At 37.4% G+C, this 16,289-nt stretch carries 20 protein-coding genes; 13 read left to right on the forward strand and 7 right to left on the reverse strand.

The features are described 5' to 3' along the window. Nucleotides 1–78: 78 nt before the first annotated feature. Entirely contained in the window at nt 79–1,386 is a 1,308-nt protein-coding gene (gene bioA, locus AC27JL_RS09170; protein WP_487195449.1) for an adenosylmethionine--8-amino-7-oxononanoate transaminase, read from the reverse strand. A 95-nt stretch (nt 1,387–1,481) separates the two neighbouring features. Here bioA and bioB point away from each other — a divergent pair, with 95 nt between their 5' ends. From bioB to htpX, 5 genes are all read left to right on the forward strand, one after another. After that, nucleotides 1,482–2,522: a biotin synthase BioB gene (gene bioB / locus AC27JL_RS09175; protein WP_006793000.1), complete on the forward strand. Its 1,041-nt coding sequence runs from the start codon at nt 1,482–1,484 to the stop codon at nt 2,520–2,522. A 13-nt stretch (nt 2,523–2,535) separates the two neighbouring features. Then, nucleotides 2,536–3,687 carry an aminotransferase class I/II-fold pyridoxal phosphate-dependent enzyme gene (locus tag AC27JL_RS09180; protein WP_487195450.1) on the forward strand — a complete coding sequence of 384 codons (1,152 nt, stop codon included), beginning with the start codon at nt 2,536–2,538 and terminating at the stop codon, nt 3,685–3,687. Further along, the gene (locus AC27JL_RS09185; RefSeq protein WP_487195451.1) at nt 3,684–4,517 is read left to right on the forward strand and encodes a methyltransferase domain-containing protein; all 834 of its coding nucleotides are present in this window, start codon (nt 3,684–3,686) and stop codon (nt 4,515–4,517) included. Before AC27JL_RS09180 ends, AC27JL_RS09185 begins: the two co-directional genes overlap by 4 nt. Before the next feature lie 25 nt (nt 4,518–4,542). Further along, a complete protein-coding gene (gene bioD / locus AC27JL_RS09190; protein ID WP_006792997.1) occupies nt 4,543–5,226 on the forward strand; it encodes a dethiobiotin synthase in 684 nt (227 codons plus the stop codon). Nucleotides 5,227–5,366: 140 nt separating this feature from the next. Further along, the gene (gene htpX, locus AC27JL_RS09195; RefSeq protein WP_487195452.1) at nt 5,367–6,230 is read left to right on the forward strand and encodes a protease HtpX; all 864 of its coding nucleotides are present in this window, start codon (nt 5,367–5,369) and stop codon (nt 6,228–6,230) included. Between the two features lie 72 nt (nt 6,231–6,302). On the opposite strand, the gene gloA is transcribed toward htpX, so the two are convergent. Further along, nucleotides 6,303–6,830, reverse strand: coding sequence for a lactoylglutathione lyase (gene gloA / locus AC27JL_RS09200; RefSeq protein WP_487195453.1), 528 nt, complete (start codon nt 6,828–6,830; stop codon nt 6,303–6,305). 340 nt (nt 6,831–7,170) lie between these two features. Between gloA and AC27JL_RS09205 the strand changes: the two genes are divergently transcribed. The 8 genes from AC27JL_RS09205 (at nt 7,171) to AC27JL_RS09240 (ending at nt 10,828) form a co-directional block, all read left to right on the forward strand. After that, entirely contained in the window at nt 7,171–7,389 is a 219-nt protein-coding gene (locus AC27JL_RS09205; protein WP_487195454.1) for a hypothetical protein, read from the forward strand. Between the two features lie 99 nt (nt 7,390–7,488). After that, a complete protein-coding gene (locus AC27JL_RS09210; protein ID WP_487195455.1) occupies nt 7,489–7,899 on the forward strand; it encodes a cytochrome c oxidase assembly factor Coa1 family protein in 411 nt (136 codons plus the stop codon). 62 nt (nt 7,900–7,961) lie between these two features. Continuing rightward, entirely contained in the window at nt 7,962–8,360 is a 399-nt protein-coding gene (locus AC27JL_RS09215; RefSeq protein ID WP_138740968.1) for a hypothetical protein, read from the forward strand. Nucleotides 8,361–8,594: 234 nt separating this feature from the next. Then, on the forward strand, nt 8,595–8,906 hold the full coding sequence (locus AC27JL_RS09220; RefSeq protein WP_058428868.1) for a hypothetical protein: 312 nt from the start codon (nt 8,595–8,597) through the stop codon (nt 8,904–8,906). Between the two features lie 173 nt (nt 8,907–9,079). Further along, nucleotides 9,080–9,412 (forward strand): hypothetical protein, encoded by a 333-nt coding sequence (locus tag AC27JL_RS09225; protein ID WP_138740967.1) that lies wholly within the window; start codon nt 9,080–9,082, stop codon nt 9,410–9,412. Nucleotides 9,413–9,430: 18 nt separating this feature from the next. Then, nucleotides 9,431–9,979 (forward strand): GNAT family N-acetyltransferase, encoded by a 549-nt coding sequence (locus AC27JL_RS09230; RefSeq protein ID WP_008133077.1) that lies wholly within the window; start codon nt 9,431–9,433, stop codon nt 9,977–9,979. A 198-nt stretch (nt 9,980–10,177) separates the two neighbouring features. Continuing rightward, entirely contained in the window at nt 10,178–10,411 is a 234-nt protein-coding gene (locus AC27JL_RS09235) for a hypothetical protein (protein ID WP_008133075.1), read from the forward strand. A gap of 108 nt (nt 10,412–10,519) precedes the next feature. Further along, nucleotides 10,520–10,828 (forward strand): DUF6419 family natural product biosynthesis protein, encoded by a 309-nt coding sequence (locus AC27JL_RS09240; RefSeq protein ID WP_138740966.1) that lies wholly within the window; start codon nt 10,520–10,522, stop codon nt 10,826–10,828. Nucleotides 10,829–11,041: 213 nt separating this feature from the next. Here the strand turns inward: AC27JL_RS09240 and bktB are convergent, their stop codons facing one another. The 5 genes from bktB to AC27JL_RS09265 all read right to left on the reverse strand — a co-directional run bounded on the left by bktB (nt 11,042) and on the right by AC27JL_RS09265 (nt 16,289). Next, nucleotides 11,042–12,232, reverse strand: coding sequence for a beta-ketothiolase BktB (gene bktB / locus AC27JL_RS09245; RefSeq protein WP_008133069.1), 1,191 nt, complete (start codon nt 12,230–12,232; stop codon nt 11,042–11,044). Nucleotides 12,233–12,618: 386 nt separating this feature from the next. Next, a complete protein-coding gene (locus tag AC27JL_RS09250; protein WP_008133067.1) occupies nt 12,619–13,221 on the reverse strand; it encodes a hypothetical protein in 603 nt (200 codons plus the stop codon). A gap of 196 nt (nt 13,222–13,417) precedes the next feature. Next, the gene (locus AC27JL_RS09255; protein WP_243530503.1) at nt 13,418–14,122 is read right to left on the reverse strand and encodes a metal-dependent hydrolase; all 705 of its coding nucleotides are present in this window, start codon (nt 14,120–14,122) and stop codon (nt 13,418–13,420) included. Nucleotides 14,123–14,197: 75 nt separating this feature from the next. Further along, nucleotides 14,198–15,829 carry a sensor domain-containing diguanylate cyclase gene (locus tag AC27JL_RS09260; protein WP_008133063.1) on the reverse strand — a complete coding sequence of 544 codons (1,632 nt, stop codon included), beginning with the start codon at nt 15,827–15,829 and terminating at the stop codon, nt 14,198–14,200. Then, complete coding sequence (locus AC27JL_RS09265; protein WP_487195456.1) at nt 15,822–16,289, reverse strand: type 2 periplasmic-binding domain-containing protein; 468 nt, start codon at nt 16,287–16,289, stop codon at nt 15,822–15,824. Before AC27JL_RS09265 ends, AC27JL_RS09260 begins: the two co-directional genes overlap by 8 nt.

Below are 16,289 nucleotides of genomic sequence, written 5' to 3' on the forward strand. Positions count from 1 at the left end.
TCAAGTTAAAACCGCTTTTTGCTTAAAATTAATGAAGCTACTAACTAATTAATACCACAATTAAACTTTAAAAAATCACTATGCTTTAGCGTAATGTTTGCCTTTAATTGCACTATAAATTGCATCGCAAAGCGTTTTAATGCTGTTTTCGTCACTTATATACGGTGGCATAAGGTAAATTAGTTTACCGAAAGGGCGGATCCATACACCTTGTTTTACAAAAAAGGCCTGAATAGTCGCAACATCGATATTACTAACCTCTTTATTAAGCTCTACAACACCTATCGCGCCGAGCACTCTTACATCAGCAACGTCTTCAAGCTCCATACATTTGTGTAATTGCTGAAGTTGATTATTTATTTTTTTTACGCGTTGTTGCCAGTTTTGCTCAAGTAATAAGTCTATGCTGGCACATGCAGCTGCGCATGCTAGCGGATTACCCATAAAGGTAGGTCCGTGCATCAAAACTCCGGCTTCACCTTCACTAATGCCTGTGGCAATTTTATCGCTCGTAAGTGTTGCCGATAAAGTCATTGAGCCACCGGTAAGTGCTTTACCTATACATAAAATATCGGGTTGGATATTAGCGTGTTCAACCGCAAATAACTTACCCGTACGGCCAAAGCCTGTGGCTATTTCGTCGCAAATTAAAAGTACATTATATTGATTGCATAGCTGCCTTACGCAGGCTAAATAATCGGGATGATAAAAATTCATACCTCCCGCATTTTGTACAATGGGTTCAATAATAAAAGCAGCTACGTGTTGGTGGTTATTTTTAAAATACTGTTCAAGTTCAAGCGCTTCACTTTGCTCAAAAGTGCTTGAAAACTTACTGGTAGGGGCTGGTACAAATACGTGCTCAGGCAAAAAACCTTTATATAGGCTATGCATAGAGTTCACAGGATCGCATACGCTCATTGCAGCAAACGTATCGCCATGATAACCCTTATAAGGAGTCATTAATTTTTGTTTTGTTTTAATACCTTGGCTTAACCAGTATTGCAGAGCCATTTTAATCGCTACTTCAACACTTACTGAGCCACTGTCAGCTAAAAATACTTTAGTTAAGCTTGAGGGGGTGATATCTACAAGTTTTTTACACAGCTCAACTGCACTTGAATGTGTGATACCTCCAAACATAATGTGGCTCATGTGATTAATTTGATTAACCATTGCTTTGTTAATAGCAGGGTGGTTGTAACCATGAATAGCGCTCCACCACGATGCCATGCCATCTATAAGTTGCTCGCCTGTTTCGAGGTAAATTATATTGTGTTTAGCATGGGTTACAGGATAAACGGGAATAGGCTTTGTCATTGATGTGTATGGATGCCAAATGTGTTCACGATCAAAATTTAAATCAATTGAGTGTTTATTGTTCATATGTAAACTTTAACTGGGTGGGCTTCGTTGACAATGGTACTTGAAGTTTTAGACTAATCCAACATCACCGATATGAAAAAAATAAAGAGAGAATTATGGAACTTGCACCTGTTCGCCACAATTGGACCCATAGCGAAGTTAAAGCATTATTTGAAATGCCGTTTAACGATTTACTTTTTAAGGCGGCGTCGGTTCACCGTGCTAACTTCAACCCAAATGAAGTGCAAATTTCTACCCTGTTATCAATTAAAACTGGGGCATGCCCAGAAGATTGCAAGTATTGCCCACAGTCAGGGCACTATAAAACCGATCTAGAGCGCGAGCGACTTATTGAAGTAGAAAAAGTAGTAGAGCAAGCGCGTTTAGCTAAACAAAAAGGCGCAACACGTTTTTGTATGGGCGCTGCATGGTCAGATCCAAAAGACAGAGACATGCCTTACATTTCGAAAATGGTAAAAGAAGTAAAAGAGCTTGGCCTTGAAACCTGCATGACGCTAGGCAAACTCACAAACGAAAAAGCACACGAACTCAGCAGTGCAGGTTTAGATTACTACAACCATAATCTAGATACATCACCTGAATACTACGAGCAAATTATATCAACCCGTACCTTTGAAGATCGATTAAACACCATAGATCATGTACGCGATGCCGGTATGAAAGTATGTTCAGGCGGTATAGTCGGTATGGGCGAGCAAGCAGCCGACCGTTATGGGTTACTTATGCAATTGGCTAACTTGCCACAACAGCCAGAAAGTGTACCTATTAATATGCTAGTTAAAGTAAAAGGTACCCCACTTGAAAACGTTGACGATTTAGACCATTTTGAGTTTATACGCACTATTGCTACTGCACGAATAATGATGCCACACAGCTATGTACGTTTGTCGGCAGGGCGTAACGCCATGAACGAGCAAATGCAATCAATGTGTTTTTTTGCAGGTGCTAACTCTATATTTTATGGCGACAAGCTGCTTACCACCGAAAATCCAGAAGCGGATGCCGATATGAACCTAATTAAAAAGCTAGGAATGAACCCAGAAACGCGTGAAGATTATTCAGATGAAGCTGTAGCAGCGTCGCTTTCATCACAAGTTGCAGATAAAGCAACGTCTGAATTATTTTACGAAGCCTAATTAAGCGTTACTCATGCCATTTGAATTTATTAGCACACACCTTAATGAACGGGCAGAGCAATTGCTTTTACGCAAACGCCACGTGGTACAAAGCGCCACAGCACGAACCATTATGGTAAATGATAAAACCTACCTAAATTTTGCCAGTAATGATTACTTGGGCTTTGGTGATTTAACTATTGAGAGCGAAAATATTAATACGTTAGGTAGCCATAGCTCTGCATTAGTAACAGGGTATCAATTACAGCAACAAGCGTTAGAGCAGTACTTATGCACTCAGTTAGGTTATCAAGCTGGGTTGCTGTTTAATTCTGGGTTTAGTGCTAATAGCAGTGTAATTAAAGCGTTGTTTCAGGATAAAGCAGCAGCGCAAAACAGCGCTATTTTTCAAGATAAGTTAAACCACGCTAGCTTAATAGATGGGGCACTTCATTCAAATGCAGCTTTAATACGGTTTAACCACAACGATTTAAATCACTTACGATCTCGGCTCGAAAAGTCAAAAGCACAAAATAAGTTAATTATTAGCGAAGGTGTTTTTTCGATGGAAGGCGATACGGCCCCTATCAAAGACCTACTGCGCCTTGCAAAAAAAAACAATGCATGGCTGATGATAGACGACGCACATGGCTTTGGCGCGTTAGGTAATACAGGGCTGGGTAGTTGCGAAACATTTATTGGCGATATTTTACCCGACATACTCGTCATCACATTTGGTAAAGCTGTTGCTAGTAGTGGCGCGTGTGTATTGGGTTCACACGCATTTATAGACTACATGCTGCAATATAACCGCGATTACACATACTCAACGGCTATGTCGCCATTATTGGCAGATAATACATTAGTGCGCTTAAGGCACATTAAAAAAGCTAACACACAACGAGCAATGTTAAATAAAAACATTGCTACTTTTAAGCACCTTGCACAACAGCACAACATAGCAGTAATGGAATCCGATACGGCTATTCAACCTATTGTATTAGGGTGTGCAGAGCAAACATTAAAAGCGGCTAATAAACTCAAGCAGCAAGGAATTTGGCTAACCGCGATTCGCCCACCTACGGTTGCTTACAATACTGCACGTTTAAGAGTGACGTTAACGGCAGCGCACACCTTTGATGATATTACTTATCTAGTTAAACATTTAGCCGAGGCACTATTATGATAGCCCATGCACTTGATAGTAAGCCGGTTACAAAGCCCGCAACACTGTGCCATTTAAAAAGGTTTAACCCAGCACTTAAAAAAGGAGCACAGGTTAACTTTTCAAAAGCGGCGGGTGATTACAATACGCATGCACATGTTCAAAAAAAAGCAGCGGATGATTTGTTCAAATTAATAACGCCTTCAGCATGTAATAAAAATAAGGTGTGCGTTGATTTAGGTGCAGGCCCACTTGTAAACACTCATCAGCTTAAAAGCCTTTACGGTAATGTGCTTTACATGGATTTAAGTTTTAATATGCTCAATAGTTGTAATAAAGGCGATTACAAAGTATGCGCAGATATGGACAATTTACCATTACAATCAAACAGTGTAGATATTATTTTTAGTAACTTTGCGGTGCAATGGTCAGCTAACTTTAACATGCTTTTAAAGTCACTTTATGAGGTATTAAAACCGGGCGGGCAAGCTTTTATTAGCACTGTAGTTGAAGGCTCACTAAACGAAATAAAAACAGCGTTTGCTGCGGTTGATAGCCACAGCCATATTAATACATTTAATTCGGTTGATTATATAAACCAATCGGTCCAAAGTTCTGGTTTTAATGTTACAAACACTATAAGTATGATCTATACAGATAAATACTCGACACCGCTGCAAGCAATTCGCTCAATAAAAGCAATTGGCGCTACCACTCAGAATACAGGAAAAACACGCCCAGGGTTATTAACAAAATCGGCGCTTAAAACGGCGTGTGCAGCGTATCCGCTAATAAAGCAAAAAGCCTGTGTTTCTTATCATGTAGTATTGTTATCATTAACTAAAGCGTAAATATCGTTTGTTACAAGGCAAAGCTATGAAAGAATTTTTTATTACTGGTACCGACACCGATGCGGGAAAAACACATGTAACCAGTTTATTGTTAAAACTGCTTGCTCAACATAAAAAAAAGGCAATAGGGTATAAACCACTAGCTGCTGGGTCTGAAATGGCGTTTGACCAACTTGTTAATGCTGATGCACTTATGCTAATGGAAAGTGCAACAGTAAGCGCAAAGTATGACGTGGTAAACCCCTTTACTTTTGCACCACCCATAGCCCCCCACATAGCCGCAGAGCAGGCGGGTGTAACTATTAATGTAAACAAACTTACTGCGGCCTATAAAACGGTAAAACAGCAAGGCGCTGACTACCTGCTTACAGAAGGTGCTGGTGGTTGGGCTTTGCCTATAAATAATACCGAGTATTTATACGATTGGGTAAAAGCTGAGAAACTACCGGTTATATTAGTGGTTGGTATGAAGTTGGGCTGCTTAAATCATGCACTTTTAACCGCAGCACACATACAAAGCTTAGGTATTAACTGTATAGGTTGGATAGCCAACCAAGTTGATGAACACATGGATGAATACCAAGCAAACCTTGATAGTTTAAAGGCACGCTTACCGTTTCCCATTCTTGCTATTAGCCCGTACAGCGAACAAACACCAAAATTACAAATTTATAAAACACTTCTTGAAAATTTATCAATAAATCCATAAATAGTACTTGCGCTGTGACATAGTTTGTCACAGAATAACACTATCGCAATGACATAGTGTGTCATTGCGATAGTGTTGCTTACAGCCGATCAAATTTTAGTAAATCGCTCAGCAATAAATGTTATTTTTGGAGAACGCGAATGAAACGTGTATTTTTGTTTTTATTAACTAACCTTGCGGTTATGTTGGTATTAGGTGTGGTGCTTTCAATTATAATGAGCGCGCTAGGCTTAAGTCATCGTAGCCTAGGTGGTATATTACTTATTGCGGCCGTATTTGGTTTTGGTGGGTCGTTTATTTCACTTTATATGTCTAAATGGATTGCTAAAAAATCAACGGGTGCGCAGGTTATTACTCAACCAAGTAACCAAACCGAACAATGGCTTGTAAACACGGTGGCAGTACAAGCTAAAAAAGCTGGCATTGCAATGCCTGAAGTGGCAATTTACGACAGCCCTGAAATGAATGCATTTGCAACAGGCCCAAGTAAAAACAATTCACTAGTTGCTGTAAGTACAGGCTTAATGCAAAGTATGACCCAAGATCAAGCCGAAGCAGTGCTTGCTCATGAGGTGTCACATATTGCTAGTGGCGATATGGTAACGCTTACGCTTATTCAAGGTGTGGTAAATACCTTTGTTATATTTGCTGCAAAAGTGTTGGCAAATATTGTAGATAATTTTCTTAATGGCGATGAAGAAGAGGGCGGAATAAGCTGGACCTACATTTTGTTCGATATGTTATTCCAAGTCCTGTTTGGTGTGTTGGCAAGTATAGTTGTAGCGCATTACAGCAGACAGCGTGAATTTGCAGCCGACAGCGGTGCTGCTAAATTAGTTGGTGCAGATAAAATGCGTTCAGCTCTAGAAAGGTTAAAGCAAAACCATCCTTCACAATTGCAAGGTTCAATGATGGCATTTGGTATTGCGGGTGGTAAAAGCATGGCTGAGCTGTTCTCATCTCACCCGCCGCTTGACTCGCGTATAGACGCTCTACGTCGTTAAAAAATTCAAGATTTTCACAGTACTTGTAAACAAAAAGCCTGCATTTGCAGGCTTTTTTATGTTTAATGTTTTTTATTGCGATTGAATAATGTCAGTAATACCCTCCGGCGAGAGTATTTCAATCCAGTAACCGTCAGGGTCTTTAATAAAGGCAAGACCTTTCATTGAACCACCATCTGGCTTTTTAACAAACTCTACATCGTATTTAGCAAAGCGCTCACAGGCAGCGTATACATCGGGTACGCTAATCCCAATATGGCCAAAGCCTTTTGGGTCCTCATTACCACTGTGATAACCGGTAAAGCTGTCGTCGTTTTCAGTACCCCAGTTATGGGTAAGCTCAATCAGCGCAGGGCGTCGAAACACCCATTGTGTTTTTTCTTTATCATCGCCCTTTGGCATGTCTTGCTCGTAGCCTAAAAAGTACAAAGTAAACTCCATATCAGGAAAGTCGTATTTTCCTAATAGTTTCATGCCCAGTACGTTTTCATAAAATGCAAGCGACGGTTTTGGATCTTTAATACGCAACATAGTTTGCTGCATCACATAGCCCTCGGTGGCTTGTGCAATTTGCTCTGGAGATTCGTTATAGTGAGTCATACGCTAATCCTTAATAAAATGACTGAAAAAACCTTAATGGATTTAAAAAGGCAGGGTGTAAGCTCATCATAATAAACAGCGGCAAAAATTAAAACCACTTAGCTAAATTACCAGGCAGTGAGTTGAGTGTTTTATAACCGAGGAATGAAATATTTACCGGTACTGTGTATTTACACAGTTCTTGTGTTTTATCCCATAACATTATTAAAAGTCGTTTTGGTGGATTTTAATAACGGGTGTTTTAAAGCCTACGTAATTACCTGTTTACATTAAAGTTGTTTAGTGGAATTATTAAGCAACGTAATGTGATTTTTGCTGAAAACTAAAAAGGAGTTTAATAATGAAATTATTTACAATTAAAAATGCGAGTTATATTACTAAGAAGAATATCTCATCCACTTTTATGTTATTTATAGCCTCTGTAATTGCAGTTACTTTTGTAATTCAAAGAGAGCTTTTTATTGGCTCAATGTTAATGATAATTGTCGTGGGTGTTTATTTGTCGCTATTAACTGGTAAAGGTCTGTTTAAGTCTAAAAATAAAAGCACTGGGCTTTAAATTGTAATCACATAACAATCCAATTATTCCGACCTCAATTCTCTGAGCTCGTTTCGTCGGGATATTGGGCCTTTATGTGCCAAGGGAGTATAGAGTTAAATGTCATTTATTGATGTAGGATTCGCATGGTGGAATAGTAAAAGTAAATTCCATAAACGAGTAATGTTCTTTTGTGCTTTTATCATCATATTTACAATAATAATGGCTTCCGTAATAGTTAACTTTACTGACAGCCGCGCATTCAAGATGGCAGTAAGTAAACTTTCTACTAATCCTATTGTTCAAGCTAACTTTGGTAAATCCCCAGGTTTTTCATTTGATTACGCAAATGGATTTGAAATTTCCGATAGTGGAGTTAAGGGTGAAGCAAATTTTGCTATCAAAATAATAGGTAATGAAAAATCAGGACTCGCATATGTTGTAATGTACAAATCTGCAGGTATCTGGAAAATCGAAGAACTAAACTTGCTCATGGATAACGAAGAACCAATTGTGCTAATTGGCATATAACAATCATTAGAGCAGGACAATGTTCCTCACCCGTTTTAGTGCGGTAATTATTAAGGGGTCCCATGAAGATAGTTATACTTTTTATTTTTCTTTTTCCCCCTTCTTTTTTTGCAGATGATTGCTCTTTTGAACACCTACGTAATGACTTTATTACTGAAAGTGCAGAGATTGATGCAAAACAAAGTTTTGAGACTAAAGGAGTGTCTTTTATCGCCATCGCTAATGGTTTAGTTCCTGCTCGCCCTGGGTTTGAGCATATTCAAATGACAGCATGTATTATATTGAAAACTAGATGGGATGTTTTGTGGGTTGGTGCAGACAGCAGTAATTGTTCTGCACAAATTGAGCTGGAAAAACACGCCATAGCTTATTCACGTATTTTTAACGAGGAAATGCTGGAACTCGCTAAGCATAGTAAAAACTATAATTGTGCTAATGATTTTCAAAATTTACTTAATTAGAACGAGTACGACTTTTTATATTCTTTTAGACACGCACTCTTCAAAACAAATACAGGAAAGCAAATCACGTCATTCTGTTTACAATAAATGTAAGCCAGCCAAAAAAGAGCAAATGAGTCATTTGCTTTAAGCCAAATATTAATATTAACTAATAAATAGTTACAAATTAAAGTTGGTTTTATTACCGTAAGTCATTTAGTTTATTGATTATAGTTTTATGTAAAAAGGATTTTTATGAGTAATTCATCTACGAGAGAAAAAGTAGCGTTCACGTTGTGTGTTAGTTTTGCTTTTTTATTATTAATTAGCGGTATTTACGATTTTTGGATTATCGAATTTAAAGCACAAGATTTATTAATGAGTATTGGGGCATTTTTAATGCTGCTTAGTTTAGCGTTAATGCCGAAAATATTTTTCTTACCTTTTGCTGATATTTTTAAATCAAAAGAAACACCAACTATAGGTATTCCCAAAGTACAGCAATGGATTATGTTCTCAGGTGTATTGCTATGCGCATTTGGTTTTGCATTGAGGTTGTTTTTTTAATGAATGTGAAACTTAAACTTACTGTATAAGTTAAAGGCTTAGTGATTATATAAAGTTTACTGCTAGATATAATAGTATGTGCTTTAGCTTATGTTTGATTACTCGTCGTTAACTACTAAATAGAGGGTGTAGCTATAAACATATTACATGTAGATGGCGCGGCTGGTTTTAGCGTGGGTGTATTGTTATTTGCTTTATTAGAGTGGGTTTCGGTTTTATATAATCTACCTGTAAATATTGTAATTTTACTTGCCAGTGCCAATGTTATCTATGGGATTTACGCTTTAACCCTTGCTTTTTTAGTCACTAAGCCTGTTTACACAATCACTGTATTGGCAATAGCTAACGCGGTATGGGTATGTATATGCATTTTTATTGCTTTATATTATGTACAAACAGCAAGTTTAATTGGCGTTATGTTTATTATATTAGAAGCTGTGTTTGTGTGTATTTTGGCATATTACGAATTCAAATTTAGGTTTGTATTAACAAACGCACAATTATAAGCATTGAATAGGAATGAAATGGATTTTCCAATATTAAACACCTCACGCATTGTGCTTGACCAAGTCACAGCAGCAGATTCTATGGCCCTGTTTGAGCTTTTTTCAAACCAGTCTGTTATAAAATATTACGATTTAGAAGCAATGACTGAATTAACCCAAGCGAGCAATTTAATCACGTTATTTAATGATCGTTTTAATGAAAATTTAGGAATACGCTGGGCTATTCGGTTAAAAAAATCTAATAAACTGATTGGTACTTGTGGGTTTAACTCATGGAATGCCAAAATGCAAAGTGCTGTTATTGGTTATGATTTACACCCCGATTATTGGGGGAAAGGGTATGTAACAGACGCAGTAAATTGTATTGTAAAAACAGCTTTTGAAGGTAAATTACCGTGTAGCATACACCGAATACAAGCCGATACTGTTTTAGGTAATGCCGCGTCTGAGGCGGTATTATTAAAAGTAGGTTTTAAAGAAGAGGGTATAAGGCGCCAAAGTGGCTATTGGAAAAAACAATTTCACGATCTTAAATGCTTTGGGTTGTTAAAAACAGAGTACATGTAAATGTTTAGGGACCTAATAAAAGCTTAGTAAGGAACACATATTAAGATTTTTTTAAAGCTATTGTTATTACTGCTTATTGTATATTAATAAGTTAGAGACTTTGTTCGTGCTCAAAAACGAGTAGCCTTTTAAAATACAGACAGCCTACAAGCTAATTTATTTTTAAGTTAAATTTAAAGGAATACAAAGGAAATTTTTATGAAAGACATTAAACGTATTTGGTTTTGGTTTACGCTAGTTGTGTGCCCATTATTAATAATTTTAGGTGTAGCGACTTTTGCACAATTATTAGGGGAGTATGTGTATTCGCCTCAATATAGCCTTTCTTCGTTATCTAGCTTTCAAATTGTGTTTATGGCTGGTGGAATTTGTGCATTTTCTATATTTTTAACCACAATAAAAGAAGCCAAAATACGCTTTTTTACAACATGAGTTCGTTAACATTAGAAATTGCGGATGTTAAGCAGACCCGGCAAAGTTAATTTGGTTTAATCCTCTTTTAATTACTTGGATTAAACGCCACTTATCATTGAGGTTATTATGTTTAAAATAATAATTGGATGTGCTGTTATATTTTCATTCGTTTGCATGTTACTCGCCGTTGCACCATTTACGCCTGCGATTTTAGGTTCATTTTTTATGTTGTTGTTTGCAGGGGCTATAGGGTACAAAGGCTACCTTCAATCAAGTTTAATATTGCTACTAATTAATACGCTGGCAGTTATTGGCAGCCCAGCTATAAACATTGGTAACAACAATACATTACTGTTTTTACCGGTTTTATTTTTAATATCATTTGGTGGTGCTTTTTTGGGGGTAAGAAAGTTAACTTGTAAACACGGTTTATAAACCGAGTTTTGCCAACGATAATAGTTAAACTATAAGATGAGGTAGCTCTTATTTTTCTGTTTAAAGAGTTTTTAAATAATTAATTTTCGCAAATAAAGACTCAAGAGGAAGTTCGCGAAACATATAGCCTTACACGTTTTTAATTCCTCTCAAAGCAAAGTGTCTTTTGCTCTATGTGAATACAGCTTTTTATTGAACTAACGAGGCCTAAAATTAAATCGCTTCAAAAATGGCTGCTATGCCTTGTCCGCCGCCAATACACATAGTAACTAGCCCATATTTACCGTTAATGCGTTTTAGTTCGTATAAGCATTTTGTTGATAAAATAGCGCCTGTTGCGCCAACCGGGTGGCCTAAGGCAATGGCGCCGCCATTCGGATTTAATTTATGCGAAGGAAAGTTTAACTCGTTCGCTACGCATAAGGCTTGCGCTGCAAAGGCCTCATTAGACTCAATTATATCAATGTCGTCGATTGTTAAGCCCGTTTTTTCAAATACTTGCTGTACAGCTGGAATAGGTCCAGTTCCCATTAATGAGGGTTCAACACCAGCACGAGAATAGCCAATAAGTCGTCCAATAGGTTGAAGCCCTTGTTCGTGGGCTTTTTGTTCAGACATAAGTACAAGCATAGCTGCGCCATCGTTTATACCTGAAGATGAAGCAGCTGTTACTGTGCCATTTTCTTTAAAGTAGGGCTTAAGTGTGGCAAGTTTGTCAGTTGATGTGTCTGCACGAACATGTTCATCTGTATCAAATATTTGGCTCCCTTTACGCGATTTAATTTCGATTGGCACTATTTGAGACTTAAAAAGACCTTTTTCAATTGCTTTAGCTGCTTTAACGTGACTTTGCGCTGCGTAATTATCTTGTTCTTCGCGGCTGATTTTATATTTTTCTGCGACATTTTCTGCGGTGATCCCCATAGGATTGTTATCCCACGGATCTTGTAATGTTGTTGTAAGCTCGTCTAACATTACGCTGTTGCCCACTTTTTGTCCCCAGCGGTTACTTTGAAGTGTATAAGCTGATGTGCTCATACTTTCTGAACCACCAGCAAGGGCTGCATCCACATCACCTAATTGAATTTGTTGTGCTGCTTGTATTATTGCCTCTAGGCCTGACCCACATAAGCGATTAAGTGTAACTGCATGGCTGCTGATAGGTAGCCCGGCATTTAAGCCGATAACACGAGATAGGTAGGCATCTTTTGGGCCATTGTGTATTACCTTACCAATCACGGATGAACCTATTTGGTTTAAGGGAATATGTGCTCTTTTAATGGCTTCTTTAGCGCAAAGCGTACCAAGCTCTGCAGGGGTAAAGTTTTTAAGGGTTCCGCCAAAGCTGCCAATTGCTGTTCTTACGGCACTTAATACAACAACACCGGTGTTAGATTTTGTCATTTTTTCTCTTTATTATTAATCTATTAGCGAAGTAGGGGATGCTAAATAATTAAATTTAGCTTGTATTGGCACTTTAGCATACTAATGAGGTGGGTAAAAAAGCAATGTTATAAATAATAAATAGTGCTACCAATTTAAAGCCTACAGAAATATAGCTTTGTTTACGTTTATATTTTATTTAATAGATTCAGGGTCTCTTTTACAGGCGATTTAAATAAACATGAATGCAGTTATATTTTTTTAGTCAATTGGATAAATAGGTTTAGAGATAAACAATTTGGAATACGTTGGGCGAATGGGTCAAATGTAAAACATCGGCCCATATAAAATATTAGCCGATGTTTATAACCTATAAATTATATACCTTGCTTGTAAGGTATTAGGCCTTAGTCTGCTTTGCGGTAAAGGCTTATTAAGCATATTGATAAAAGTAATGTTGCAACCATGCCTGAAGCACCAGCAACGCCTGATGGTAGAAATCCATCACGGCCAAAAATAATTAATATAGCATTGGCAAGCATTGCAACACCGCCTGCAAGGGCTGTAAGGCTACCAATGGCTTTGCCACCTTTAGCAATAAAAGATAGGCCAAATACAAGGGCTGCTAAGCCTAATAATAATTTAGCTGCGTAGTAAATCATGAATGATAAAGACACTACACCACCAATTAATGGTTGTGCGCCTTCTACTGCGCCCGCTACTTTTCCAAATGTTGAAAATAAAGTTAGGCCAATACTTACTTGTATTATGTTAAGAACAGCGCTAAATGTGATTGCCGACCAGCCTAGTTGAGATTTTTTTGCTTGCAGCATAGCTGCACCTGAAAATGCAACAAGTACTGTGAACAGCACCGCTTCTAGACCCCATGCATACTGCCTTGAAAAGCTAATTCCGCCACTATAAAGCGCTGTAAAAATAGCCTGTGTTATCGCTAACGCCAACAATAAAGATGCTGCAATTAGGGTGGTGCGTTTATTCGTAAATTCCATTAAGGACCTCTTATAATTTATATTTGACGCTTTAAATGATGCAAAAGCTTTCGAACTTGCAGGTATAAGACAGGTGAAACTATTTAATAATTTCGTTTAAAATTATAAAAATATTTTGTATCAAATAGTGGCAACTAATTTAGCAATGTTATAACTAGTTAAAGTTAGTAACATTGCAAACTGCCCTAATACTAAACTAACTAGATAAAAGCCTAAAATGAGACCAGTCACTCAAGGCCGATATAGTTTGCGCTGTAGGAGGGGCAACATAGATTAAACATGTAATAGCTATAATCGAAGCCAATGTAATTAATTTATTATCAAATTCAGCCACTTTTAGAGCCGATCCAAATGACCGTTTTATTTCCACATTACTTAAATCTACGCTGTAAATTTCATCAAGCAATAAATGAATGAAGCCGCCGAGTAAAATAAACCCACCTGTTAACCAGGCAAAAGTTGCCGAATAAAGGGTTGATTGGTCATTCAATTGCCATGTTACTTGAGTTGTTAACAACGCGCAAAGCAGTATAAATAATAAAGAGTGGCAACTGCCTCTATGTACTGTGATCCATTCAAAAATGGGCCTGACAATATATTTCATAAATCCATACACTAACAAAGGCACTACAATTAACTCGACAAAACTAATTTGAATAGTTAGCTCTGTGGTAATGTAATGCATTACTATTAATACAGTACTTAGCGCAAATAAGTTAAAAATAGTATCGAGTGATGTGGAGTTATCAGAGTCTATGTCTGGTAATAAGCCGCCAATGGAGCCTAAAAACCACAACCAAAGTGCGCCGTTTAAATCAATGTGATCTGCAGATAATAATGTGGCTGAGCTTAAGCCGGTGATGATAACAGCAGTATTTAGATGAGTATTGAAGTTTGCCATTGTATATCTTGATAGGAAAATAGGTTTGCATTTTAGCAATTGAAAACTTAATTATTCAATATACTTAAGAGGATCTTATTTTTTTAACTCGTCATAAAAGGCAACATTTCCGCGGCCTGTTTCTTTTACCTGGTAGAGCATTTGATCTGCGTTGAACATTAATTCAACTAGTTCATTGCCATCGTTAGGGGCCACTGCAATACCTATGCTTGCTCCTACTGCGCATTTTTTAGTTTGAGAAATACTAATGTCCTGCTGTAGCTCATCGATAAGAGCTATGGCTTGGTTCTGTGTTGCGGTTTTATCGTAAGTATTAATTTGCTGCGCAATAATGAATTCGTCACCGCCTAGGCGGATACATATGTCAGTATTGTTATTAAATCGCTTTTTAAAGCGGTTTGCTATCTCTATTAATACTTTATCACCGGCTTCGTGACCATAGGTATCATTAATGGGTTTAAATTTGTCTAAATCAATCATCATAAGCACAAGATGTTGGCCGTGTTTAGCGCATTCACGCAGTGCTTTTTTTAGGCGCTTTTCGCCGGCACGGCGATTAAATAGGTCAGTGAGTGGATCGTGATCGGCTTCAAATTGGGTTTGAAATTCACGTTCTGCTCGTTCGGTCACGTCATGTAAAATCACTTCTACTAATTGTTCTTGATGGGGACTTCGGTTGTTTTGTCTTTGGTCTGTTAACCTTACAAATAAGCAGTGAAACCAAACCGTTTTGTAGCCTATTTTACATTTAACATCTAATGTTGTTTGAGGTGGATTTATATCACTGCGAATATCTAACAGTAGACTTTGTAATTTTTCAACGTTATTTAATAATTCAGGGAAGTGCAAGGTTGATAACTTTTCTTCACCGGGTAGGGTAAAGTAATGTTTAAACGCAGGGTTAAAGGTAGTGATAGTATTTTTATCATTCAGTAAACAAATGCCAGCACTGGCTTGTTCAAATATAAGTCTAAATTTTGCTTCCAGTTCTTGTGTTTTTTTTCGTAGGGTTTGTTCATTGCTAATAGTTAAATGCAGCTCGTGCATTAAAGCATTTATATTTTGTGTTAATCGACTTATTTCATCTCGTTTACCCTGTTTAAAGCTTAACATTTTAAGGGTTTCAGGTTTAGATGGATTAATTTTAGCAAAGCTATCAGTAAGGTTTTGAATAGGTTTCGTAAGCCACCTTTGTACAACAAGCGACACAAAAAAAGCAATGACGATAGATTGTATTAGCATTAATATGAATTCTTTTTTTAGTGCGGCTTGTGCTTGTTGCTGTATAAATTTATCGTCGGGGTATATTGATAAAACGCCTATAAAAGTGTCATCTAGAAAAGGGTGAACAAGCTTAACTAATACTGCTTCTTTTTGTTTATTAATAGTTCCATTTGCAACAAATAATTCCATTTCTCCTTTTGTGTTTGATTTACCCTCTATGCTTGCGCCTTGCACAATATCGTTACTTAGCAAGCCATTAATTATTTCTTGGCTTAATTCCTGATCGTTTAGATAAGCAGCTATAGTCGCTGCTTTTTCAACGGTATGGGCTAACTGCTGGACAAGTAGATAGTTGGTGTTTTTCTTTTCTTTAAGGTCTGAGTAATACGACAGCATTGACGACACTATTGATACAACAATAGCAACTAAGGCAATAGATAAAGCGACTCGTAAGTAGAGTTTTTGGCTAATAATTTTAATCAAACGTGTATACCACTTTTACTGTATCTGTAACGTGCGACAAGGGGATATAGCCAATTGCATATTGCGATGATGCAATTGTTTTTAATGCATCTTCCAAAGAGGCTGATGGTGTGGGGGGCTTTCCTCTGCCCGAAAATAATAACCTGGCCCAATACGCATTTATTTGCTGCTCATCTTTATTAACCAATTTTAAGTAAAAATCGTTTTTGAATGCTGATTTCGCGGGCAGATCGAGTGGCTTTGATATTTCACCATCAGGGAAAGTTGAATATCGGCCCATATAAATATCTATTACTTCTCGTTTCGATAAGGCATTAATAGTATTATTTTTGTTTACCACTACAACAAATTCAGTAGATTCAGTAGATTCAGTAGATTCAGTAGATTCAGCATACATGCTAACAACTAGCAGAAACATGGAAAGTATTAAATTAAAGCAAAGGTTACGAGCGATTATCAT

Source organism: Pseudoalteromonas sp. 4NS20-0020 (assembly GCF_057554385.1).